Source organism: Oculatella sp. FACHB-28 (assembly GCF_014696015.1).
Classification (GTDB): Bacteria; Cyanobacteriota; Cyanobacteriia; order Elainellales; family Elainellaceae; genus JAAUTN01.
The window spans coordinates 90,950-113,982 of the sequence record NZ_JACJPJ010000074.1 but is presented as its reverse complement, the minus strand read 5'-3'; the positions used below and the strand labels follow the sequence as shown (position 1 = coordinate 113,982).

18 protein-coding genes and 1 pseudogene are annotated in these 23,033 nt (G+C 46.6%); 9 read left to right on the top strand and 10 right to left on the bottom strand.

What is annotated here, in order from left to right:
- Positions 1 to 12: 12 nt before the first annotated feature.
- A complete protein-coding gene (locus H6F88_RS17170; protein ID WP_190643963.1) occupies positions 13 to 1,485 on the bottom strand; it encodes an S-layer homology domain-containing protein in 1,473 nt (490 codons plus the stop codon).
- A 130-nt stretch (positions 1,486 to 1,615) separates the two neighbouring features.
- Here H6F88_RS17170 and H6F88_RS17165 point away from each other — a divergent pair, with 130 nt between their 5' ends.
- The 5 genes and pseudogenes from H6F88_RS17165 (at position 1,616) to rbsK (ending at position 6,634) form a co-directional block, all read left to right on the top strand.
- Positions 1,616 to 2,548 carry a nucleoside hydrolase gene (locus H6F88_RS17165; protein WP_190643962.1) on the top strand — a complete coding sequence of 311 codons (933 nt, stop codon included), beginning with the start codon at positions 1,616 to 1,618 and terminating at the stop codon, positions 2,546 to 2,548.
- Positions 2,549 to 2,861: 313 nt separating this feature from the next.
- Positions 2,862 to 3,782: a transporter substrate-binding domain-containing protein gene (locus tag H6F88_RS17160; protein WP_242050589.1), complete on the top strand. Its 921-nt coding sequence runs from the start codon at positions 2,862 to 2,864 to the stop codon at positions 3,780 to 3,782.
- Between the two features lie 422 nt (positions 3,783 to 4,204).
- Positions 4,205 to 4,858 (top strand): annotated as a pseudogene (locus H6F88_RS17155) (amino acid ABC transporter permease); the annotation flags it as partial.
- On the top strand, positions 4,851 to 5,573 hold the full coding sequence (locus H6F88_RS17150; protein ID WP_190643960.1) for an ATP-binding cassette domain-containing protein: 723 nt from the start codon (positions 4,851 to 4,853) through the stop codon (positions 5,571 to 5,573). The pseudogene H6F88_RS17155 and the gene H6F88_RS17150, both read left to right, overlap by 8 nt.
- A gap of 137 nt (positions 5,574 to 5,710) precedes the next feature.
- Entirely contained in the window at positions 5,711 to 6,634 is a 924-nt protein-coding gene (gene rbsK, locus H6F88_RS17145) for a ribokinase (protein WP_190644124.1), read from the top strand.
- 290 nt (positions 6,635 to 6,924) lie between these two features.
- On the opposite strand, the gene H6F88_RS17140 is transcribed toward rbsK, so the two are convergent.
- The 5 genes from H6F88_RS17140 to H6F88_RS17120 form a co-directional block, all read right to left on the bottom strand.
- Positions 6,925 to 8,940 (bottom strand): glycosyltransferase family 39 protein, encoded by a 2,016-nt coding sequence (locus H6F88_RS17140; protein ID WP_190643959.1) that lies wholly within the window; start codon positions 8,938 to 8,940, stop codon positions 6,925 to 6,927.
- 71 nt (positions 8,941 to 9,011) lie between these two features.
- The gene (locus H6F88_RS17135) at positions 9,012 to 9,719 is read right to left on the bottom strand and encodes a TVP38/TMEM64 family protein (protein ID WP_190643958.1); all 708 of its coding nucleotides are present in this window, start codon (positions 9,717 to 9,719) and stop codon (positions 9,012 to 9,014) included.
- 62 nt (positions 9,720 to 9,781) lie between these two features.
- Positions 9,782 to 10,825 carry a glycosyltransferase family 2 protein gene (locus H6F88_RS17130; protein ID WP_190644123.1) on the bottom strand — a complete coding sequence of 348 codons (1,044 nt, stop codon included), beginning with the start codon at positions 10,823 to 10,825 and terminating at the stop codon, positions 9,782 to 9,784.
- A 473-nt stretch (positions 10,826 to 11,298) separates the two neighbouring features.
- The gene (locus H6F88_RS17125; protein ID WP_190643957.1) at positions 11,299 to 15,282 is read right to left on the bottom strand and encodes an AAA-like domain-containing protein; all 3,984 of its coding nucleotides are present in this window, start codon (positions 15,280 to 15,282) and stop codon (positions 11,299 to 11,301) included.
- Positions 15,279 to 16,637, bottom strand: coding sequence for an AAA-like domain-containing protein (locus H6F88_RS17120; RefSeq protein WP_190643956.1), 1,359 nt, complete (start codon positions 16,635 to 16,637; stop codon positions 15,279 to 15,281). The genes H6F88_RS17125 and H6F88_RS17120 overlap by 4 nt, the downstream gene beginning before the upstream one ends.
- A 223-nt stretch (positions 16,638 to 16,860) precedes the next feature.
- Between H6F88_RS17120 and H6F88_RS34040 the strand changes: the two genes are divergently transcribed.
- From H6F88_RS34040 to H6F88_RS17105, 4 genes are all read left to right on the top strand, one after another.
- Positions 16,861 to 16,995: a hypothetical protein gene (locus H6F88_RS34040; protein ID WP_277882189.1), complete on the top strand. Its 135-nt coding sequence runs from the start codon at positions 16,861 to 16,863 to the stop codon at positions 16,993 to 16,995.
- Positions 16,996 to 17,183: 188 nt separating this feature from the next.
- A complete protein-coding gene (locus H6F88_RS17115) occupies positions 17,184 to 17,414 on the top strand; it encodes a DUF4278 domain-containing protein (RefSeq protein ID WP_190643955.1) in 231 nt (76 codons plus the stop codon).
- 202 nt (positions 17,415 to 17,616) lie between these two features.
- Positions 17,617 to 17,844 (top strand): hypothetical protein, encoded by a 228-nt coding sequence (locus H6F88_RS17110; protein WP_190643954.1) that lies wholly within the window; start codon positions 17,617 to 17,619, stop codon positions 17,842 to 17,844.
- A gap of 214 nt (positions 17,845 to 18,058) precedes the next feature.
- Positions 18,059 to 18,913: a hypothetical protein gene (locus H6F88_RS17105; protein WP_190643953.1), complete on the top strand. Its 855-nt coding sequence runs from the start codon at positions 18,059 to 18,061 to the stop codon at positions 18,911 to 18,913.
- 49 nt (positions 18,914 to 18,962) lie between these two features.
- On the opposite strand, the gene H6F88_RS17100 is transcribed toward H6F88_RS17105, so the two are convergent.
- From H6F88_RS17100 to H6F88_RS17085, 4 genes are all read right to left on the bottom strand, one after another.
- Positions 18,963 to 20,573, bottom strand: a complete 1,611-nt coding sequence (locus H6F88_RS17100; RefSeq protein ID WP_190643952.1) for a glycosyltransferase family 39 protein — start codon at positions 20,571 to 20,573, stop codon at positions 18,963 to 18,965.
- A gap of 58 nt (positions 20,574 to 20,631) precedes the next feature.
- A complete protein-coding gene (locus H6F88_RS17095) occupies positions 20,632 to 20,868 on the bottom strand; it encodes a hypothetical protein (RefSeq protein WP_190643951.1) in 237 nt (78 codons plus the stop codon).
- A 130-nt stretch (positions 20,869 to 20,998) separates the two neighbouring features.
- Positions 20,999 to 21,499, bottom strand: coding sequence for a hypothetical protein (locus H6F88_RS17090; protein ID WP_190643950.1), 501 nt, complete (start codon positions 21,497 to 21,499; stop codon positions 20,999 to 21,001).
- Between the two features lie 226 nt (positions 21,500 to 21,725).
- The gene (locus H6F88_RS17085; RefSeq protein ID WP_190643949.1) at positions 21,726 to 22,970 is read right to left on the bottom strand and encodes a pentapeptide repeat-containing protein; all 1,245 of its coding nucleotides are present in this window, start codon (positions 22,968 to 22,970) and stop codon (positions 21,726 to 21,728) included.
- Positions 22,971 to 23,033: the final 63 nt, after the last annotated feature.

Here is a 23,033-nt window from a genome sequence, read left to right as displayed (position 1 = left end):
TCAGCGGGTAAATTACCTGGACTGTGAGCCAGATGGCTGGTTGGGCTGCTGGTTAGACTGCTGGCTGGCGGGCTGTTGCTGGGGTGGTCGTTCGGTCTGCTGCTCGGTTCGCTGCTCAGTTTGAAGTGCATCTTTTGCGGATAGCCCTTCACCTTGAATACCGAAATACCAGAGGACGGCAGTGGCTTCGGCACGAGTCACGGTTTTCTTCGGCTGAAACAGGGTGGTATAGCCAAAGGCACGACGAATATTAGACAGTTCGCCATTTTGGAAGTCTGCCAAAACTGCCCGTAGCGCCTTGGGGTCAATTCGAGCGGTGTCCTGGAAACCCCAGGTTTGCTGCACTGCCTCTAGTGACGCATTCGGTAAAGTTTGGCGAGTATCGATTGGCATTTTCCAGAGAATCAAGTTTTCGCGAGTCAGAGGTGCATCTGGGCGAAAGGTGACCGTGGTCGAATCGCCGGAAAGGGGGCTGGGAATCAAGCCTGCTTCTGCCAATCCTTGAATTGCGGCAAAGTCGGGATCGTTGCGCGGCACGTCCTGAAAGGCAGGCTGGGAACTGCCGTTGCCTAAACGGATGCGACTGGCAGGGCGATCGCCATAAATCAAATTATTCGCTGCTACTAGCCAGCGCGCATATTCCCGTCGAGTGATTTCTTGATTGGGCTTAAATTCATTGCTTGCCTGATCGCCAAAAACGCCTAATTCCGCTAGATCTGTAACGTATTGGCGCAATTCTTCGGGAGCCTGGTCAAGGTCGCTAAAGCGCTGAGAAGTAGGACGGGCAGCAGCATCGCTGTTTGCATCGGTGCCAAAATCGGCTGGCGGTACGGGTCCAATAAAGTCAGGATCCCCGGGTTGTGGCACAGCCGCCGTTTCGTCAGCATCGTCTGAAGCTGAATTATCTGAAGTTGAATTATCTGAAGCTGAATTCCTTGGTGAGTTGGTTAGCTCCGACGATACAGCCGCATCACTGGTGAAAGCGTATTGCAGCGTAAATTCAGTGGGGGTCGCAGCGGTTAAAGTTGCCGCATTAGAGACTGGTGCAACCGTTACCCGTAGTCCGTCTCGTGCTGCGGCGATCGCTTCCTCTACTGACTGATCCAAATTCCAATTGTCTGAGGCAAAGGCTTCCTGGTAAAACCGGCGCACTTGCTCAATCGGGTCAGAAGTCTGCCAGCGCGTTTGCACTTCCGCGTTAGGATTGTCGCCATTCGGCTGAATTACCTCGACTAGCTCCGCTCCCGGATAGCGCGGAATTTCGGCAGGAAAGTTGGCGGGCAGTTCAGCGACTCCGTCCGGAGTCGCCTCTGGGGTAGGCGTACCGCCAAACAAAACCGGATTTTCCTCTAGCTGGGGATCAGCCGCCAGGGAGCGCTGGAGCGTTTCCCCCAGTGGGCTGTTAGCGCAGGAAGCCAGCGGCAGCAAAGCAACCGCAAAACCTAGAAGAAACAAACGTTTGGGAAGTCGTTTTAGGGGCAACATTTTGGAGGTAGCAGCGTACCATCATGAATCACATCGTAATCCTACGCTAGCGTAGAACGATCGAAAGATTGATCGTCTGCTATTCTGCTGGTGTTTGGCCGCCCATCCATCAATCTTTGAAGAAATCTCTATGGCTGCAAAACCCATCATCATTGATTGCGATCCGGGAGTAGATGATGCGATCGCCCTGCTGCTTGCTTTCGCCTCTCCTGAACTGAACCTATTGGGAATTACAACGGTTGCCGGAAATGTGCCGCTTTCCCTGACCGCAAAAAATGCTCGCAAAATTTGTGAATTAGCTGGACGAACGCAGATCCCAGTGTATGCAGGTTGCTCTCGTCCGATGATGCGATCGCTCACCACCGCGGAAGAAGTTCATGGCAAAACAGGTCTGGAAGGCGTAGATCTGCCGGAACCGCAGATGCCACTTCAATCTCAACATGGAGTTGACTTTTTAATTGACACGTTAATGAGTTCATCGGGTGAAATTACCGTTGCTACCCTTGGACCGTTGACTAATTTGGCGATCGCCCTGATCAAAGAACCCCGCATCGCTGCCAAGATTCCAGAGGTCGTGCTGATGGGCGGCGCAATTTCTCAGGGCAATGTCACTGCTTCGGCTGAGTTTAACCTTTATGTCGATCCCCACGCAGCGCATGTAATGTTTAGCAGCGGCATCAAGCTAACCATGTTTAGCCTGGATGTGACTCACCAAGTACTCACCACACCAGAACGGTTAGAAAAGATTCGAGCGATCGCTACTCCGGTTGGCACTGCCGCTGCAAACCTATTAGGACACTACAGTAGCCGTGATGCTGAGCGATTTGAGATGACGGGCGGTCCACTTCACGATCCTTGTGTAATTGCGTATCTGTTGCAGCCTGATCTGTTTAATTATCGCGACTGTTATGTAGAAATTGAGACGGCGAGTGAACTCACGCTTGGGCGAACGGTAGTAGATTTGTGGAATAGTAGCGGGCGATCGCCAAACACTAAAGTCGCTCAAACTGCCGATTCTGAAAGATTTTATCAACTGCTAACTGAGCGTTTAGCAAAACTATAAATCCACTTTCACCGCTCCGTAAATTTGCCCCTATAGCTTTCAAAATCACGTTAAAAACATCACAAGCTACTTTTAATAACTTGAAACTTAAAGAAATTTTTTGATTTTAGAAGTATTTACTCGGCTTAATTCTGTATCGTGAGATACTAAATTTGTGTTAATGCTACTGCACGATACATCAGTACTCAGCACTAAATTTCGAATTCAAGCATTGATAGATCTTAGAAATATTTCGGATGAAATTCAATGTTTCACCTAAAAGTATTTCTATCGAACGATGCCAAATTCAGCAATAGCAACCGAGCAAATAATCATGATGAAAAGACTCAAGTTTTTGTTTACTGTTCTACTAACTGCAGTTCTGACAATTGCAATTGTCACGGGCTGTAACTCTCAGGGTGAAGCACCCAGTGATCCCGCTGCTTCAGGTGAGTCAGGCGGTAGCGGCGGTGAAACGCTAGTTATGGCAACCTCAGCAGACTATCCTCCTTACGAATTCATTGATACGTCCAGCGGACAGCAAGATATTCAGGGCTTTGATGTAGATATTGCCAACTACATCACGAGTGAATTGGGCTATGAACTGGAAGTCACTAATATTGATTTCAACGGACTGATTCCAGCATTGCAGGCTGATCGGGCTGACTTCGTTATGGCAGGCATGACCCCTACTGAAGAACGCAAGCAAAACGTCGATTTCTCTCAAATCTATTACGAAGCTAAAAATACGATTGTGGCTCCCGAAGGCAGCAATCTAACTGAGCCGACAAGTCTGTCTGGTTTACAGGTTGGCGTTCAGCTTGGCACCATTCAAGAAGAAGCTGCAAAAGAAATTGAAGGGGCAAATGTAGTTCCTTTGAACCGGATTAATGAAATCATTCAAGAACTCAAAGCGGGACGAATTGACGCGGCAATTGTTGAAGATACAGTTGCCAAAGGCTATGTCGAAAACAACCCTGATTTAGAATTCAACACTATTCCAAATGCCGAAGAAGCGGGTTCAGCTATTGCGTTTCCTAAAGGTTCAGAGTTAGTCAGTGAGTTCGATCGAGTAATTGCTGAGATGAAGGAAAACGGAGAGCTAGAAAAGCTGGTTGAGAAGTGGTTTGGTCAACCGATTCCAGAGCAGCCAGAAGCAGGCACCGAGGCACCCGCAGAGGGAACTGAGTCTCCAGAAGCAACCGAATCCCCAGAAGCCGCTCCTGCAGAGCCAGAAGCTTCTCCTCCTAGCTGATCTACTGTTTTTTATATCAGGAGAAGGGGCTATCGCAGAAATTTGGCTCTCTACAGATCCGAAGGAATCTTCCGATACCAACTCAACCTTCTCCTGCCCTGTATTCTACTGAGTAGATCAATTTAGGAATCTCGACACAGTGTAGAGAATAGGGTAAAGACGACCTATTCAAGCAATGGCTCTTGCTGTATTGATGGCGATCGCCATTTAGCTTAAAACAAGGGGCTTGTAGCGATTAAGAATTCAGTTGGGAAATTTTAATAGAGGGCGAACGATCGTTCGCCCCCGTAGATTGGTCAAACAATAGCTGAATTCTTTTCTTAAACTCCATAAACCCTTGTTTACAGATACTTTCATTCCTTTGCAAAGAGTTGCATTGTAATATTTTCAAAGGCAAGCATTCGGGCATGAATTTAGATTTCTTAGATTTCACACAGATCTTGCCCTCTATTCCTTACATTTTGCAAGGAATCAGGGTAACGCTTATGTTTACCCTATTGTCAGCCCTGTTTGGGTTTACTCTAGGCACACTTTTATCCCTGTTCAAAATTTCAAGCATCAAACCGCTTAATTGGTTTGCAGTAGCCTACACGTCTATTTTTAGAGGTACTCCATTAATCTTGCAGCTATCGCTGATTTATTTTGCAACCCCACAAATCACAGGGTACGCAATTAAACCACTTGAAGCAGGGGTAATTACCTTTGCGCTGAACTCTGCTGCCTACAGTTCAGAAACAATTAGGGGCGGCATTATGGCAGTTGATAAAGGGCAGAGAGAGGCTTCTCTGTCTTTGGGAGTTCCCTATCGTCAAATGATGTGGGATATCATTTTGCCACAGGCCTTTAAGAACATTTTGCCTGCCCTGGTCAATGAGAGCATTGCCCTGCTAAAAGACTCTGCTCTAGTTTCTACCATTGGCGCACTAGACTTAATGCGACGCGGCGTGATCGTGGCAGCCGAAAAATTTATTTACTTTGAACCTTTGCTTTTTGTTGGACTGATTTACTACGTCATGGTGATGGGTTTGACCTGGGTAGCACAGAAACTAGAAGTAAGGATGAGGCGCAGTGATTAGAGTTGAATTTCTTTGCAAATCTTTTGGTGAATTGAATGTCTTAAAAGACATTTCAACTGAAGTTAAAAAAGGCGAGGTTGTTGCCATTATTGGTCCTTCTGGATCAGGCAAATCAACCCTGCTGCGCTGCATGAATTTGCTGGAGGTACCGACTCGCGGCAGGGTTTATGTAGATGGCAAGGATATTACGCTGCCAAAAACCGACATCCTCAGAGTGCGGCAAAACGTAGGCATGGTATTTCAGCACTTTCATCTATTTCCTCACAAGACGGTGTTGCAAAATATTACCTATGCGCCCATGACTGTGAAAAAGATGTCAAAGGAAAATGCTCATAAGGTTGCGATGGATCTGCTGTCAAAGGTAGGACTGTCGGAAAAGGCGAACGTCTATCCGTCGAAGCTGTCTGGCGGTCAAAAGCAGCGGGTAGCGATCGCCCGTGCCTTGGCAATGGAGCCAGAAGTGATGCTGTTTGATGAACCAACCTCCGCGCTTGACCCAGAGATGGTAAAAGAGGTGCTTGAAGTTATCAAATCTCTGGCTAACACGGGCATTACAATGGCGATTGTCACCCATGAAATGGGCTTTGCTCGTGAAGTTGCTAACCGGATCTTATTCCTGGATGAAGGGCGACTGGTGGAAGACTCCCCACCGAGCGAGTTTTTCACCAACCCTAAGAGCGATCGCGCCTGTCAATTCTTAGAAAAGATGCTGTAGCCAGACTCACTTCAACAGCCAGACTCACTTCAACGGTTTGTGAATGGCAGCGTAGCTTTGTTGCGCTGCCATTTACGCTTTAAATAGTGACTCATGAAGCAGTGACTCATAAAGCATTAACTCATGCAGGAGGTCGCATGTCAGTTGTTGTATTTGGCAGCGTCAATATGGACCTGGTGACCCGTGTGCCTCGGCTACCCGTTCCAGGAGAAACGCTAAAGGGCTACCAGTTTGATACTATTCCCGGTGGCAAAGGCGCAAATCAGGCGGTTGCGGTTGCCCGACTGGGGGTGTCTACCCAGATAGTGGGACGAGTGGGAGGCGATCGCTTTGGGCAAGACCTGATCGCCAGCTTGGAAACGGCGGGTGTGGAGTGCGATCGCCTGCTGCGTGACCAATCCACCACTTCTGGCGTTGCGGTCATTGCAGTCGATGATGCAGGAGAAAACCACATCATCATTATTCCAGGAGCAAATGGACGGGTCGATCAAGCTGATGTAGAACGGTTGCAGCCCATTTTGTCAGCCGCAAAAGTCTTGCTACTTCAGTTAGAAATTCCCCTAGATGCGGTAACTGCTGCTGCCAAAGCCGCGAAAGCCGCAGGTGTGACGGTGATTTTAGATCCGGCTCCTGCACAGGACAATTTGCCCACAGAACTTTATCCTTTGGTGGACGTGATCACGCCTAACCAGGTAGAAGCCAGTCAACTGGTTGGTTTTGCAGTAGAGGATACGGAAACCGCCACCAAAGCAGCCTCAGTTTTGCGACAGCGGGGAGTGCAGACAGCCATCATCAAACTCGGCAAACAGGGCGCACTCTGCCAAACCGCAGCGGAAACTTTCTCAATTCCGGCTTTTCCAGTAGAAGTGGTGGATACAGTTGCTGCCGGAGATGCCTTTAACGGTGGCTTAGCTGCCGCTCTCGCGCAAGATTTCTCCATCCAAAAGGCTGTAACTTGGGGAGCCGCAGTCGCTGCCCTTTCTGTCATCAAAGCTGGGGCACAAACTTCACTCCCTAGTTTGCAGGAGCTTGAGAATTTTTGGGCTTCGACGAATCTCTAAGTCAGCTTAAAAAGCATTCTGCAGAAAAAGTTGATTGAGCAGAACTTCTTGATCGGGAAATGCCAGTGGAGCCAGCATTGTGTTTGCAGAGAGCGTTATTTTTTGCTGATAACCTGCTTGAGTGGGTTCCCGAAAGATATACACTTACCGAGCATTCACGTCCAAAATCCAATAGTCTAAGATTCTGGCTTTGGCGTAAACGAGTACTTTTTGCTGACGGTCATTGAGCAGAGTAGTTTTATACTGAGAATGAGTAGCTAGTTCAAGTAAAAGCTCTTGGGCAAGCTGAATTAGCTTTTTTCTTGTTCTAATACAACCATGGTGTCATTTGACCAAGTAGGGGTGTAAGTATACCCTTGAATATCAGTTTGCTTAATCTCGACCGCTTCATCCTTCGGCTGGACGAAAACAACTGCACAAGGAACAAACTGACTGTAGGGAAGCAGATTAGATTTTTCAGCAGAAATATTTTGAACCTTGACATGCTCTAGGCGAGTCGATCGAGTATTTGTGCTGTTAAAGAGAACCCAAAAAGGATATTCCCAGTAGCGATTTCCCACAGAATCATTGGTTCCTAGCCAAAGCCCAACGTTCTGGCATTGTTGAGCTTTGACAAAATTTACTGCTTCCTCATAGGGAACTTGTAGCTGTTCTCTATTGATAAAGTATTGTTCAATCCTATCCATGTTGAAGATGTTTTGTTCTGCGGCAATAGGACGATACTTATTCTCTAGTGCCCAAGGGGTAGAAGCTATTAGCATAATGACGATTAAAACTGAAACCAAGTAGCGATTTAGTGCTTGAGATAAGACAACTCCTACAAAGGCAGAAAAAAGCACAAATATGGAAAGATGATGGCGACTCTGATAAGGCTGCAATTTTAGTAACAAGCAAATCAAAGCGAACCCGCCTGTAGTTGCTAATAAATACAGTGTTAATGATTTTTGCGATCGCAAACGGCTATACGTTAAAAACAGGGCAATGGATACAAGAATGAAAACTAAATGAAGCGGGTTGCTAGCCGTGTTTTCATCAAATGAGATTCCGGGAACTTGATACCAGCCAGGAGGATGGGTAGTACGTGGGTCATTAATATCTATTCCTAGAATTGAGTGCAAGATACGAATCACTTTTTCTACTAACCCATTCAGAGGGACAATCAACTTTTCAAGGTTGAGAGATCTAACGATATCAGCATGAAGAGAAGCATTTCTAACTAAGTTAGAAATAAAAGCAGGTAAGCTGATCACTTCAATCTTATATTCCTTAGCAAAATCAGCAGGTGTTCCTAAAAAAGAACCAAACAAATCTAGATTTCGCAGATAATGGTTGAAGTTTAGAGTAAGAAAAAGAGTGCTGATTACTAGCAAGGGTTTCCAAATTTTCCATCCTGTTTGTCGTGCTTTGATTAAGAAAAGAAAAGCGATAAATGGAAAAGCTAAGAGATAGGCTGAGCCTTTTGTCAAAATTGCCAAACCAAGACTTGCTCCAATCGCAATGCTATTTGAAAAATTAAGTTTTTGTTGGACAGATTGAATCACGAAGTAAGCCAGACAAACAATCCAAAAGCAAACGACATAATCATTTTGGGTACTTGAAGCCTGTAAAATTCCCATTGGAATCGTGACTGCAAATACTGAGGCGATAACCTGCCCTTGAAGATTTGCTCTCAACTGTTTGGCAATTAGCGATACTCCGATCGCACTACCAACCATGCAAAACCACTGCACCAAATTGGCAAAGCGATCGCTCCTGCTCAATATTTGTAGATGTAGAATGGCAAACTCAGCAAAAGGTGGGTGAAAGAGTTGCGGCAGGTTATAAGTGGGGTAATGAGCAACGTTGTGGTTTTGTTCCCAGTGGGCAACACGACTCATGTGATAAGTCATAGAGTCCCAGGTGTTTGGAGGGGCTACTATTGCGATTAGACCTATTGTTGTGATGATGAAAATAGTTCCCGTCAGCCAAACCCAACAGATTGCAGGCATCTTAAAATTCCGAATTAAATCAGAAGTTGAAGCTAAGCCACTACTCACCTGATGCTGTTTTAACTCTAAAACATATAGCCCTATTAAAGCGATATTAATCGCACTCCAAGATAATGCTAAACCGCTGAAGGATAAAAGGCTGAACCAACTCAGACTTTCAGTAATTGCGGTTAAAGTATATCCCCATGCGATCGCTCCTAACAGAATTGACCTACGCCAATCAAGCACCTTTCTATTAAAAAGCAGAACTAGTAAAACCAAGCTCAAGATTGGAAGTAAGATAAAAGTGTGCATGACTATGAGGGATAGTTTCACCATCCGTTCTAAGGTTTTAATGACTTGTCCTATCTACTTGTCCGATCTAATGGATTGAAACTGAGTCCAAAAGACTATTTAGGCTCGTTTACATCTACGTGTTCTGAAGAATTCTCTGTTCTGTGTAGTGATTGACGAGTATCCTGACGAGAACGGCGGTACCATGTCGCGCCAGCCACTAACATCCCAATTAAAGTTAACGAAGTCACGAGGGGTAGAATGTCGCCCCCTCTCAAAGCCTTTAAGCCGGAACTTCCCAACATAACAAAGGGCAAAACTCCGGGAACGGTTCCTAGCGTTGTACCCAACAAGTAGTCCTTGAACTTGACAGAGGTTAACCCTGCGGCAAAGTTAACTAAACCATAAGGAATGATAGGCAGCAGCCGGATCGAGAACATGTAAAATAACCCGCTATGCTGAATCTCACTGTCAATGGCTTGCCATTTGCCGGACATCCGATTCTCTATAAACTCACGACCAATGGTGCGGGTAAAGCCAAAGGCGACAATTGCGGCGACGATTGCTCCAACGCTCGTCCAGAACGTCCCAACCCAAGGCCCAAAAATAGCTCCACCTGTCAGATTGAGCGCTGTTGAAGGCAAGATCAATAAAGTTGCGACGACATACACCAACACATAAATAACAGGTGCCCAGATCCCTGCTTGCTGTAGCCATGTCTGAATCTGTTCTGGGTCAACCCCACCCAGCAAATGCATTGCTAAAGCGGTTGCTACCAGACAAATTAACGTAAGTAAAACAAGACTGCCTTTAACGTTTGACATGACATCACATTTAACTTCACTAGGGTGTTTGCCGCTTGATTCCTGTTTTGATGGAGATCGAACTACTTCGTGGGAGGCACATCAATGCCGTAGGAGTTGCGAACCAAATAGAGCGGTCGTCCTTTTACTTCCTCATATACCCGTCCAAGATATTCGCCAATGATGCCTAAAGTTAAAAGTTGTACTCCGCCGATAAACAGAATTGCGACCATGAGTGATGCGTATCCGGGAACATCAATGCCTGATATTAAAGTGCGAATAATCAGAAACATCGCATAAAGGAATGTTGTGATCGCTAGTGAGAAACCCACATAGCTCCAAACCTTTAGAGGTAGCACACTAAAAGAGGTAATACCATCTACTGCAAGATTCCAAAGCCGCCAGTAATTCCATTTAGTTCTACCTTTATAACGTTCGGCTCGATCGTAGAGAATAAAAGTTTGCCGAAATCCAACCCAGGCAAAAAGACCTTTCATAAACCGGGTTCTTTCTGTCATTTGCTTGAGCACTTCCACAACCCGTCGGTCGAGTAAACGAAAATCTCCTGTATTCCGAGGAATTTCGACTGTACTCATGTGTCCTATCACTCGATAAAAGACGTTAGCGGTAAAGCGTTTGAGCCAGCTTTCTCCCTGCCGCGATTTACGTGTGGCATAAACAACGTCATATCCTTGTTGCCATTGGGCAATCATATCGGCGATTAGCTCTGGCGGGTCTTGAAGGTCTGCATCAATGGGAATGACTGCTGCACCGATCGCATGGTCGATCGCCGCTGTCAAAGCAATTTCTTTGCCAAAATTTCGAGAGAGACTCACGACTTTTATACTCGGATTTCGGTGGTGATGAGCGACGAGCTGTCTGAGCGTATTGTCTTTGCTGCCATCATCCACACACACGATTTCATAAGCTAGTCCAAGACCCTCCAGGACAGATTCTAGTCTTTCAAAGAAATAGTTGATATTGGGTTCTTCATTATGCAAAGGGACGACTACAGAAATCTGAACCGTATCAGGCGTTGAATCTGAGGACGAAACAGTCTGTGGGAGCGAAGTTAGTAAAGGAAGCGAATTAGGGGGAGACTTGATTTCACTAGCTGCGTTATACATTTTCACATTAGGGTGAAAGAACAGTAAGAAAACTCTGTTATTGAAACTTCTACATTCGCTGAGTCAAAAACCTCTGTTGCCTTATTTTTAGGTAAACAGAATATCGTAGCAATTAATACAATTCCACTGGTTGGTAGGATGCTGTGCGCCCAGATTTAGATTCTTCTGGATAGAAGCCTTAGTATACGGGATTTCTACATAGAACCAACGTCTTAGCGTATGCACGTAACGCTATAAACGCTTTAAGATTCTCGTTACTCTATGCGTAGATACTATGAGTGCTAGAAGTATAATTCAATGTTCCGACTTTAAGTTCTTCCAATCTTTATAGTTTCTTGGAATCAGTAAACTTTGAATAAAATAGTTCCTGTACGAAATTTGCGAACACTAAATGCATAGATCCGAATTAAAAGTATTAAGTAGCTAAAGTTTTGAGGGCGTAGTATTTTAATCACTAGATTTAAGAGTTTGAGTTACTTTTGCAATGCAGTGAGTGTTTGATCAATCCAGTCGCAGTTGAAAATGATGGTGTAGATGCGATTATGAACTTCGAGCCTGTTGGTGTGTTTGACAACGAGTCCTGATAGCAAAAGCTCTGTCTGGTCCGGGTTGTCAGCCGTGGTGACTTCTTCTTGCTGCCAAACTTTACGATAGAGCGTTAGCAGTTCAATGGCGCGGAGAGGGTCTTTGAGCAAGCGATCGCGAATCGTCCTTAAATGTTCTGGTTCGTCATTAAATTCCCAGTTTTCAATGATGTGAGTTCGCACCAATTCCTCAATCCAAGCAGTTTCCTGATTCGTTGGAATTTCAGACTGAGCATTGCGAATCAGACGACAGATTTTTTGAGTTAGGAAAGGCTGTCCATTGGTCCAGCCAATCACTTCTCGTAGTACGGCTTGTGGGTTTTTTACTTTTTCTGCTAAACCTTGCAGTAAGGGCTGTGCTTCGTGAAGCTGAAAGTCTTTGAGCGGAATGGCTTGCCCAATATTAAATGGAGTACGAATTTTGTCGTGGGTCAGCTGTGAAGGGGTGGCAACGCCAAATAAGGCAAAGGTGAGACGCGCATAATCAGCATGATCAGCGCGTTTGTTGTAGCAGGCACGAAGCAGTACAAAGAAGTCGTCAATCTCAAAGTCGAGATTGATTACGCTGTCAATTTCATCGATGAAAATAACAATTTTTTCGGGAAGGTGAGTCAGTAAGACATCGTGAAGGAAGTCTCCTAAACGCTGTACGGGTGATAGAAAGCTGCGATCGCGCCACCAAGTTCGAATATCAACCCGATCCAGCAAATTAAAGTTGCTGGCAAGAGAATAGATAAATCCTGCATACCACTGCTCATCTGAAAGCCGTCGATTGCCAATTTCAGAAATGTCGATCGCTGCACAGACAAAGCCCTCAGCTTGAAGTCGTCGCATAATCTGTACCCGTAAGCTCGATTTACCCATTTGGCGAGCATTGAATACATAGCAAAACTCACCGCGTTTGAGTCCGGCATAGAGGTAGCGATCGGCTTGTCGAACCACGTAAGTCGGGGCATCCAACGGCAGGCTCCCGCCTACCTGATAATCATAGGTAACTGCGTCTTCTGCACTTCTAAGCAGCGCATTTTCGATCATCAATTCTGCCTGCGTTGCCTTGAGGATTTGCAGCGTTTCGGATAACTCTTGCGTGCGCTCAACGACCTTTTCTTCCAAAATTTCCTTTTGTCGCTTTTGGTCAGTGATATCTTCGATAATGCCTTCGTAATAGAGCAGATGACCATCTTCATTTCGCACTGCCCGGGCATTTTCCTCAACCCAAATGATGCTGCCATCTTTGCGATAGCTTTGATATACCATATTCTTTACTTCGCCGGTGTCTGACATATATTGGCGAAACGCCTCTCGCCCCACCGGATCGACATACATTTGCTGTTCAATGTTAGTCACGCTAGCGATCATTTCATGTGGAGAAGCGTAACCATACATCCTTGCCATTGCTGGGTTCACGCGAATAAAGATACCGTGTGGCGTAGATTGGTAAATCCCTTCTAGGGCATTCTCAAAAATGCCTCGATAGTTTTCTTCTGCAATTTGGAGTGCTGCCTCTGCACGTTTTTGCTCCGTAATGTTGCGAATGATCATCAGCACCTCATCCTTACCCGTGACGACCATTCGCACTTCCTCATATTGCAAATGCCCGTCAATCGAAAGCTGCTGTTCGTAGACCTGCATTGCCCCAGTTTGCAGCGTTCTTTGGATGTAGTGCATCCGTCGCTGAGCTTCTACAGGCGGCAAGGATTCATAAACTGTGGTTCCTATCTGAAAATGGTCGCTGCTATGGATAGCCAGCCGATTTCTGCCTTGAATATCTCGATAGGTGCCATCGCGACTGACTCGAATCAGCAAATCTGGCATGGCTGCAATCAAAGCTCGATTGTTTGCCTCACTTTGCTGAAGCGCCTGTTCGGATTGCTTGCGCTGCGTCATGTCTCGGACAATGACTAACACTTCGTCTGGGTTGAGCGGAATCAGTCGCGCCTCTTCGTAGTGATGGTTTCCCTCCAGTTCCAGGTCATATTCATAAACTTGTAGTTCACTGGTGTTGAGTGCTTGTTGGACGTAGTGCATTCGCTCTTGAGCACTGTGGTGGGGCATCAGGTCGTAGATGTTTACACCAACGTGAAAACTGTCTTCCTTCAGCATTCGGGTCGTTCTGCCGGGGATAGCTCCCAAGTAGGTGCCATCACTGCGAATTCGCATGAGTAAGTCAGGAATAGCGCTAACAATTGCCTGGTTGGTGAGTTGCGCCTGACGCAATTCTTCCTGGGCCCGCTGGCGCTCGGTGATGTCAATGCCGACGACAACGATCGCCGCTCCCTGCTGGTATTTTTGAGCCGCAAACAGGTAATAACGCTCCTCACCATTCACCTGAACCGGAATTTCTTCGGAGGCAGAGTTGGTGGAATTGTTGAGGAAGTTTTGGACAAAGGTAATGTATTTGGGGCTATTGCCAACGGTTCCAATCGGGTTGCCCACAATTGCTTCGGGCGTGAGGTGGAGGCTTTGAGCCAGGTAAGAATTGATGCCTAAATAAATGCCGTCTGAAGCAATCCAGGAAATCGCTCCGGGAACCGCATCCAGCACCGCCTCTAACTGTTCGTTTGCATTGGCTAACTCATCTTTGGTTTTCTGTAGGTCTGCGTTGCGCGTTTCCAGGGCAATAAAGGAGTCCTGAAGTTGGCTTGCCATCTGGTTAAAGGATTGGGCTAACTCCCCTAACTCATCTGTACGATTGGTTTCAACGGGTTTGTTCCACTCACCTTTGGCAATATCTTTGGCCGCAGCGTTGAGGCGCAAGATAGGTTTGGCTACCCAACGGGCTGTGACAATGCCAACACCAATCGCGGTGATGAGGGAAAGGACATAGAGAATAAACGTGGCGCGAGTGTTTTCGCGAATTTCACCCGTGAAGTCAGCTTCAGGGACGACTACCACAATTAGCCAATCGATGCCGCGCCCATCTTGAAAGGGCAAGACCTGCACCAACTGTTGCTGTCCGTCGAGTTTGTAGTTAAGCTGTTCTGCCTGCTGAATGGCGCTGAAGTTTTGGAAATGTTCTTGTAAGTAAGTAGCAGTGCCGCGAATCAACGGATCGGTACTTTCTAAAGCAAGGCGATATTTTACGTCGTCTCCCTGTTCCTCAATCAGTTTTTCTTCAGTAGAGGTGGCAACGAGAGTGCCTGAACGCTCCATGATAAAAGTTTCCCCCGATCGCCCCACCTTCAAGGTTTTCAGGAAAGCACTCATTTCAGCCGGTAGGATAAAGTCAGTCGCACAGACCCCAATCAGTTGGTTATTGCGATCGTAAACCGGAGAGCTGGCAGTGATAGTGGGCAGTTGGGTATCAAAGTCTAAGTAGATTTCGCTCCAGGAGGCATCCCCATGGGCTTTGGCGGCTCCATACCAGGGACGAACGCGGGCATCAAATTGGTTGCTTCCGACCCCCTGTAGGTTAGTGCGATCGCCCACGCTATTTAAGTTGTAATAATGTCCCAGATGACCCGTCTTCTGGTTATAGGTGATCAGTCGCAGAGAGCGATCGTTCTCGTTGCGACCGACCCCCAGTAATGACCCATCCTGTTCACTAGCGCAATAAATTAAGTTGGTATTGGGATAAATTTTGGCTTGTTCCCACAGTTGGTTAAATCCTTCAGCTTCGAGAATGTTGATATCCCCTTCTACCAGAGCGCTGGCATTCACCCGATTAAGTGAGTGAGGAATATCGACATAAGATTGAAGCTGTTGTTCAATTCGGGCAGTGATTTCATAGCGCAATTGAGAGGACAGGTCTTGTACGGTTTCTTGTCCATTGCGGAAGGAGAAATATCCAACGAGTCCAATCGCTCCGGCAAGCTGTAGCACAAAGGGAACGATCAGAATCGCCCGCAATGATGAAGGACGTAATCTCGTCATGTAGGAATTCTCTCTGCGAGGCGATCGCGGAAATATTGAGCATAGAGCGCACAGCTTGGAACAGCCTGATTTCCCTGGAGATGCACTAAACCTAAACTTTGTAGCCGAAATGCTTGAACCAAGCTCAATTCAACGGGCTTTGTCGCCGCAACCACTTGAGCAAAAGCAGTGGCTAACTCTGGGTGCTGTTGCAGATACCAAAGCTGCCGTTGCAGGTGGTCGCTGTAAATTCCAGTGGCGATCGTGGAAGGCTGCAACACCTGCTCTAAAGTGACATCCTGATGCCAGATATGATAGAGCGCCACCTGAATTAAGTAAGGATAACCTCCCACCAAACTCATCAAATGGTCAGTCTGTTCTTCTGCCCAGTTCAGCCCATGCCGCTCCGCCAAATCTTGAACTTGCTTGCTTGTGAAGGCTTTCAGTTCAATGGGTAAACCTACATTAAATGGAGATGAATTTACATTTAGCGGAATGTAGACTTCTGTCGAGTGAGCAACCACCAGTCGCAACTGCTTCCAAATATCGCGATTTTTGGCTTCTTCGTGCCAGGTTCGCAATAGTCCAAAAAACTCATCTGCCAGATCAGGATACTCAAACAGGCGATCGACATCATCTAATGCCAGAACCAACGGCTGTGCGATTTGGGGTAATAAATATTGTTCGAAATAAATCTTGCAGCTAATCTTACTGCCAAACAGATCATCCCAATACTCGTCCAAGCGTTTGGGAATCTGTAACCCTAACCCCACATTTGCACAAAACCATTGTAGGAACGGATCAAGATCGCGAAAAATATCCTTATCCGCCAGCTGAAAACTCAACGATACCGTTTGACAGCCGCGCTGAGCGGACTGACGCAAAATCCTGCTCATTAGTGAGGTCTTACCCATGCGGCGAGGCGCTTTGATCCGAATTAGCCCACCTGGTTGCAGAACCGTTTTATAGCAGTTCGCTTCGATCGCTGCTCGTTCAACATAAAACGTAGAATCTAAAGGAACTTGACCTCCCGGCAAATCGGGTAACTGTAGTCCTATCTCCTCCGCCTCTGAGCCTTCAGGCTCCTCCTCCTGGGCATCTGGATGATAATAATCACCCTCTTTTAGAGTCAGCTTAAACGCCCTAAAACCGACCTTTAAAGTTTGCTTGTCTACACCTGCCTCACAAGCTAGCATTTTCATCAGCGTATCTACAGCCAAACCCGTACGCTCACTCAGCGCCTCTAATGTGTAGCGATGTCCGGCATTTTCCTCAAATTCTGCGTCCGATTTGGCCTGTTGAAATCGATCTAATCCCTCTGGAGTGAGGATTACACCGCGTCTGCGTCTGCGTTTTGGTTGCCCAGTTTGTACCATAGCTACACATTCAGTCAGACACACTTGCAACAGTATTTACACTATATACCTTGTATCTCTGCTGCTAAACAGTTTTTCTTCAAAATCGCCTATCGTTGTCTACGCGAAGGTGAAAACTAAGCGAATACCAAGGCTGGCGTGGGTTTGCGCGCGTTCTATTAGGATTAAGCAGAACTAAGCGGAGCAGCGCTAGTGCAAATTGAGTCTACGTGAAATCACTCAATTGAGTGAATTTCTTTCTGAGATAAGCTTATCGGCTCCTGACTTAAGTCGCGTTCATCTGCTGACAGTGGTTGTGTTGATGGGTCAATCTCTTGAGAATAGGGCGATCGCCTATCTTTCACTCAAAAACGCTTAAGTTCCTGCTTAAAAGCCTAAACCCCGATTGTTGATAGGGGGCATCAAAGCCAAACTAGATTCAGTTGCAGGAACAGCCGGGTTGCACTCCGCTCCTACTAAGCCTCGCTTATTGAGCAAATGGTTTAGCCCCCGCTAGCTCCTTTGCTTAGCAACGCCCCCTAACTAAGTATCTTCAGGAGAACGACCATGTTACTCACTTACCGTGGCTCAAGCTATGACTCGTCTGCTACTCAGGTCAACCTTGATCAGGTCACAACGGGTCATTATCGTGGCAGCGACTATCAGCTTCGTCAATACGCAGCAATGCCACAAATTACACAGGAGTTGAAATATCGCGGTATTTCCTATACTCCTGGTGTAACTCGTCGCAGTGCTACAAGAAATGGCGAGACTGGCTGGCAACCTGCAACTGCCTAGTTATACCGTTTCTACATGAAGCCGTATATTTTGGAGCGTGCCCCGCGTACGCGGGGCACGCTCCAAAATATACAGCCTTAAAAAGAACTGGTATTAGATCTGAACTAAAAGATAGGGGACATATCTCATTTGCCCCAACGTCCCCTATTTTCTCTAAAATCGATTGCTCTTAAAGCCTCCCCTGAATTAAGGAGCAAAGTACATGCAACGCCCCTCACGCTATCAAGAAGTATCTAGCACTGCTCAACCTAACGTTGGACAAGTTAGTTTTTACGACAGCCTAATCGGAACCTTGATCATCGTCCTGCCGCTTTTGATCGCAGTCGGAGTTATTTTTCGCAAAAGACATCGAGCTTCTGCCCTGCGAAAGCAGATCGCAGTTCTAGAGCAGCTATGGCAAATCAACTTGACTAGAGATGATTGTCATTAAGAGGTGATTGTCATGAGTCCATCATAAGTTGTGAGTTTGATAACTCGTGATTAATCACAAATGACAATAATCTAGTGTGTCTTCTGAACGGCCCTCACTCTACATCCTTCTCCCACCAGAGAAGGACTTTAATCCGGCTCCCTTTTCTCTTTGGAGAATGCAAGTCTCCAAATTCGCCCTTTAAATCGCCCCACTTATCCAGCCGTGTCAACCCATGAACAACTTACTTCGCGCACAATGGTTTGCTTTAATTGCTCGGTTAGAAACTTTGCCTCTTCTCTGGATTGTGCTAACCCTTACTTTGCTTGAAACCGTTGGAGAGGGAGTGTTAGCCGTGCCGGTGGCGATCGCCAAACTCGGTATTGGGGCAGGCGTTGGAACTGTACTGTCATTAAGTGTGATAAATGGGTTGATTGTAATGGCGATCGCCAGAGCGGCTCAAAATAGCTCAGTTCGCTCTGAAGATACCTATTTAGGAGTTCTAACGATTCCTCTGTTAGCCAGCTTATTTGTGCATGGAGCTGTAATTTGGCGGTATCCTACGAGTTTCTGGGTGGGTGCCCTCGTCAGCATATTGTTGTTAGCAATACCGCTGATGCTGATTCGTCAGGGCATTCTTACTTCCAGAACCGTATTAGAATTGCGGCAAGATACACGAACAGATCGACAAAGTACTTTTTCTCTTACCTCGAACGGTCAACCTCTCGCTGCTCAGGTTTGTTTAAGTTACGCCAGGGGTGCAATTCATCTACAGACTTCTGCTGGCACGGTTTTTGATGCTCCATTGCTTCACTTCGCCTCTTTTTTGCTGCCCACTCGCTTTACTCGTGAGTTGCGAGTATCTGCCTATCAAATCACCGCAAACGGCAGGTATGAAGGTTTATCTGCATTCCTTGAAGTGAATAACGGTGGTGAAACCAAACAGTATGATTTGAGCCTGACGAATGGGCGGTTGCTGCTGCCGCTAACGGATAGAATGTGTAACCTAAAGGTTATCTTTATCCAGGATGTTGATCTTAAGGCCGATCAACGGGCTGATAGAAATCTTGCTCAAGCATCAAACTACTAACTCAAGAACAAATCCACGCTGTCAAATGTTGCTTAAGCCTAGATACAAATTAGAACGCAATTGTTTGATGAGCAGTGCCGATTTTTGTATCGCTGGGCTGAACGTGATAAAGGGCGATCGCCAGTGTATTGTCCCTAAACTGGTAGATTGGCGTGAGTGCCTTGCCCTGCCGGGTGAGCGTAGACTGAAGGCGATCGCTTGGGTTGTAGACAAACACATCGCTAAACTCATGTTCAGTCCACTGCAACTCATCAACTGTAGCTTCAGTTAACAGCAACAGTTTTGTGTTGGAGTGAAGCCGATGTCCAACCGGCATAATTCCTCCAAACGGCATGTCAGAGATCACGAGTGGCTGCTGAGATTGATTAATTTGTTCGGCAACTTCCACATCAAACTCTGACCATCCCCACCAGGTGTCCGCCTGCATCGTGACTACATTGGAAAGAATGCTGCCGGAGAGCAATATCACTGTGATCACTTGCCACAGTCTCAATCGAACTAGATTTGTGGTGTTGCGGACAAGCTGAGATGCCAGCAGATAAGCAACGGTGAGATGAATTCCTAAGTAGCAGATAAAGAAGTAGCGATCGACCGCAGAACGCCGACCCGCCGTGACTAAGTCAGGCAAGAGAAATGCGGCAGTCGTAACGCCCATTAGCGCAAAAAGCAGTATCCAAACTTGCCTGGTGCGACGTTGAAGGTAGTAGACTGCACCCGCAATCAACAGCAAAATGGCTGCACTCAGACCAATTAACACGCTATTCAGAGAAGATGATGGAATGGACACGAAAGCGTGACAGAGATTCAGGCTCCAGCTTTTGACAAGTTCCGTAAAAGGCAGCGGCACTTTTGCCCAATTTGTGGTGAGAACCAGCCGTTCTCGGCTCATCCACATCACTCGTAGCCAGGGAAGAAAACTGAGAACGGCAATTGATGCACTCATTAAGTAGGCGATCGCCGCTCCAGTCAGCCGAAAGCGCTGTACCACCAACACATACATTCCGTGACTCACCAATACCAGTACAGAAAATACGTGACAGTAAAGAGCCGCGATCATGGCGATCGCATAAATTCCCCAACTTACTGCTGTCTTCTGCCGTATTGCCTTCAACAGGAAAGTAGAAGTAATCAGGATGAGCAAAATCCACATACTGTAAGGTCTTGCCTCCTGTGCATAGCGAATATAAATCGGCGCGGTTGCCATCAGTGCGGTTGCCATCCAGCCAACTAGCGGGAGGGCAAATAACTCCACACAAAGCCAATACATGAACGGCAATGCCAGAATGCTGAACAGGACAGACAAACTTCGCAGCGACACAATGGAACTGCCGAATAGTTTTGCCCAGGCTCTCACAATGACAAAGTACAGGGGAGTATGCTGTGAATCTTCTTCGGCGATACGTTGGATGGTGGCGATCGCCCCATGTTCAGGAGAAACCTGCTGGTAGGGGCGTAATGCCTCCACATCAATAATCTGTCCGTTAAAAAGCTGCATCACCTCCTCAATTTTGAACCCCGAAATTCGCAAAGAGGTGTAAGTTTCATCGTGCCAGTAGGGCTTTTGGTCTAGATTAACTAGGCGAAAGAGAACACCAAAAACTATTACAATTGCCAGCGTCATCTTCAACCCCTGTATCCAGGGTTGTTCGTATTTCATCATTGGAGTATCTTCTCGGGGGTGGTAAAAGAGAGTTCGTTCGCTGAGTTACATTGATGTATTAGCTGCTGTAACGCTTTTCCAGCCAAATCCGAGCTTCTTGTTCAGAATCAAAATAATGACGTTTTTCTGTCGTCACATCGTAAATTTGCAGGCAACGCTCGCCCTGACGGTTATTCTTCCAGACAACTTTAAGGTCGGTTGAACCGGGTGACTTGGTAGTGAACAGTTGCCGAATTCTGTCGAATCGGCTGTCTTTAACGAAAATCCAGCAGGTCTTGATTGCAGTAGTCAACATAATAAGCCTCTTTGTTTTGTCTAATATTGCAGTGGGGCAATGTGTAGTAAGTTACGTTGAGATTTTGTTGTGGACATAGTTGGGCGATCGCCCCGGTCAGCCTTGGGGTTGAAGTGTTTCTGACTTTGGCTCAACCCGCTTGGGTAATGTCCTCAGGAGAAGCGATCGCCATATTGGTGAGAAATGGCCGCAATGCTTGAGGATGCATAAATGAGAGATATCGAGAGGCGATCGCAGGTGGCAACAGTTCGATCAGCAAGTGGTTTTCGACCCAAAACTCAATCACCTCAAAATAGTCGTCACGATTGCAACGAATCATGTGCCAGTCTTCACGTTGGGCGATCGCTCGAATCTCCTCCTCACTCACTGGAACAGAAATTGCAGCGTGAGTTGCCGTGTAGGCAGAGGAATTGAAGTTTTGTGCAAACTGAGCTTCCCTCTCTTCCGTTCTAGGAATCAGTTCAGTTCCTCGTGGCAAAAGTTCAATTAGCGTTCCGTTGATGTCCAACGGGAGCACCATATAGGCACCGTCACAAGGTGGAAAAGGAGCAAATTCCCCTTGCCATAGTTCTGCTAAAACTTGAGCAACATGGCGCGGATTGTCAACTGCAAGTGAAATGTGATGAATCATGATATAACCTATTTCCTGTAGCTCTACACAAGCGAAAGTGATTGAAGGTGGGCTATTCGTAAACCCAGCAATTCCCAGTTGATCAATGATTAATGACTAATGGTTATTAACTAGTAACTCGTGATCAACATTCACTTAGCATAAAAAAACTCACTCCCTCTGTCGGTCAGAGAAAGTGAGATCAAAGGTCAGAAAAAGTCTGCTAAGAAAGTGGAGGCAGAGTCTCTTATTGTTGAGAGTGTTGGTGCGGTTGCTCTTCGGCTACAGCGGGAAGTCCATCGGCGATCGCCTCTTCCAGATTGGCTCCTTCCAGATTGGTATTGCTCAATCTAACTCCAACCAACACGGTTTCTCGCAATTTTGCTTGGCTGAGGTTAGCCTCAGTGATGTATGCCTCTGTTAGATCGGTCTGTTCAAGATTCGCTTGACTTAAGTTTGCGCCAACTAAATCAACGCCCTGAAAGTTTGCTCCTTGTAGGTTAGCGCTGGTGAAGTCAGCTCCGGTCAGCGTGGCTCGTTTTACATTAGCTTCCTGGAGCAAAGCACTGTTCAAGTTTGCCCCGATCAGAATTGCAGCACTCAAGTCTGCCTTTATCAGCGTGGCATTGCTCAAATCCGCGCCACTTAACTCTGCGGCGTGTAAATAGGTGCTTTGCATATTTGCGCCACTCAAGTTAGCTCCAGTTAGAATGGCTACGGCAAAGTTAGTGCCTTCTAAATTGGCGTTACTCAAGTTTGCTTCACCAAGCTTTGCCCAAAATAAGTTTGCGCTACTTAAGTCAGCCCCAGTTAGGATAGCTCGACTAAAATCTGCTCCTTGCAGCACAACCCCGCTGAGATTAGCTTCAGTTAAGTCGGCTTCTTGCATTTTCACCCCAAACAGATCGGCTCGATCAAAGTTGGCTTGGGTGAGAATTGCCTGACTCAAATCTGCGGCATGGAGAAATGCACCAGTGAGGTTTGCCTCAGTCAGATCAGCGCCTCGAATGTAAGAAGTGATCAGATCAGCGCCGCTCAGGTCAGCCTGCTTAAGATTGGTTCTGCCGTAGCCTTCAGCCTCTTCACTGTTGCCTGACCAACTCATTTGTGCGGCTGTCAGTCTCGCCTGGGTGAGATTTGCCTGAACCAAGTTTGCAGCCCTAAGATCTGCCTGAACCAAGTTTGCGCCACTTAGATTCGCTTGACTCAGGTTAGCACCTCGCAAATCTGCGCCTTGAAGATTTGCATTCTGTAAATCTGCGCTGCTCAAGTCTGCACTGCTCAAGTTACAACCTTGACATTCCTTAGTACTCAACAGTTGTTGGACATCTTCCTCATCTGGTGCAGGAATGGAGACTCCTTGTGATGCGGCTGGAACACCATCTGCGCTCTGATTTGAAGCTTGGTTTGGGGTTTGTACTGCTACCTGAGATGAACAGGAGGAGAGAAAGGTGAGCAGTATTGCTCCAGTGGCGATCGCTCTTAATTGCATAATCTTTTGTTTCCAAAGGTGAATGAGTCCATTTTTCTAAAAACAATTTTCAATTCAGCCCCA

What these genes read in the sequence shown, in the direction of transcription:
- H6F88_RS17130 (WP_190644123.1), bottom strand. Translation starts at nt 10,825, where the DNA reads ATGTATAACGCAGCTAGTGAAATCAAGTCTCCCCCTAATTCGCTTCCT.
- H6F88_RS17085 (WP_190643949.1), bottom strand. Translation starts at nt 22,970, where the DNA reads ATGCAATTAAGAGCGATCGCCACTGGAGCAATACTGCTCACCTTTCTC.
- H6F88_RS17165 (WP_190643962.1), top strand. Translation starts at nt 1,616, where the DNA reads ATGGCTGCAAAACCCATCATCATTGATTGCGATCCGGGAGTAGATGAT.
- H6F88_RS17160 (WP_242050589.1), top strand. Translation starts at nt 2,862, where the DNA reads ATGATGAAAAGACTCAAGTTTTTGTTTACTGTTCTACTAACTGCAGTT.
- H6F88_RS17120 (WP_190643956.1), bottom strand. Translation starts at nt 16,637, where the DNA reads ATGGTACAAACTGGGCAACCAAAACGCAGACGCAGACGCGGTGTAATC.
- H6F88_RS17135 (WP_190643958.1), bottom strand. Translation starts at nt 9,719, where the DNA reads ATGTCAAACGTTAAAGGCAGTCTTGTTTTACTTACGTTAATTTGTCTG.
- H6F88_RS17090 (WP_190643950.1), bottom strand. Translation starts at nt 21,499, where the DNA reads ATGATTCATCACATTTCACTTGCAGTTGACAATCCGCGCCATGTTGCT.
- H6F88_RS17125 (WP_190643957.1), bottom strand. Translation starts at nt 15,282, where the DNA reads ATGACGAGATTACGTCCTTCATCATTGCGGGCGATTCTGATCGTTCCC.
- H6F88_RS17110 (WP_190643954.1), top strand. Translation starts at nt 17,617, where the DNA reads ATGCAACGCCCCTCACGCTATCAAGAAGTATCTAGCACTGCTCAACCT.
- H6F88_RS17115 (WP_190643955.1), top strand. Translation starts at nt 17,184, where the DNA reads ATGTTACTCACTTACCGTGGCTCAAGCTATGACTCGTCTGCTACTCAG.
- H6F88_RS17140 (WP_190643959.1), bottom strand. Translation starts at nt 8,940, where the DNA reads ATGGTGAAACTATCCCTCATAGTCATGCACACTTTTATCTTACTTCCA.
- rbsK (WP_190644124.1), top strand. Translation starts at nt 5,711, where the DNA reads ATGTCAGTTGTTGTATTTGGCAGCGTCAATATGGACCTGGTGACCCGT.
- H6F88_RS17100 (WP_190643952.1), bottom strand. Translation starts at nt 20,573, where the DNA reads ATGATGAAATACGAACAACCCTGGATACAGGGGTTGAAGATGACGCTG.
- H6F88_RS17095 (WP_190643951.1), bottom strand. Translation starts at nt 20,868, where the DNA reads ATGTTGACTACTGCAATCAAGACCTGCTGGATTTTCGTTAAAGACAGC.
- H6F88_RS17170 (WP_190643963.1), bottom strand. Translation starts at nt 1,485, where the DNA reads ATGTTGCCCCTAAAACGACTTCCCAAACGTTTGTTTCTTCTAGGTTTT.
- H6F88_RS17105 (WP_190643953.1), top strand. Translation starts at nt 18,059, where the DNA reads ATGAACAACTTACTTCGCGCACAATGGTTTGCTTTAATTGCTCGGTTA.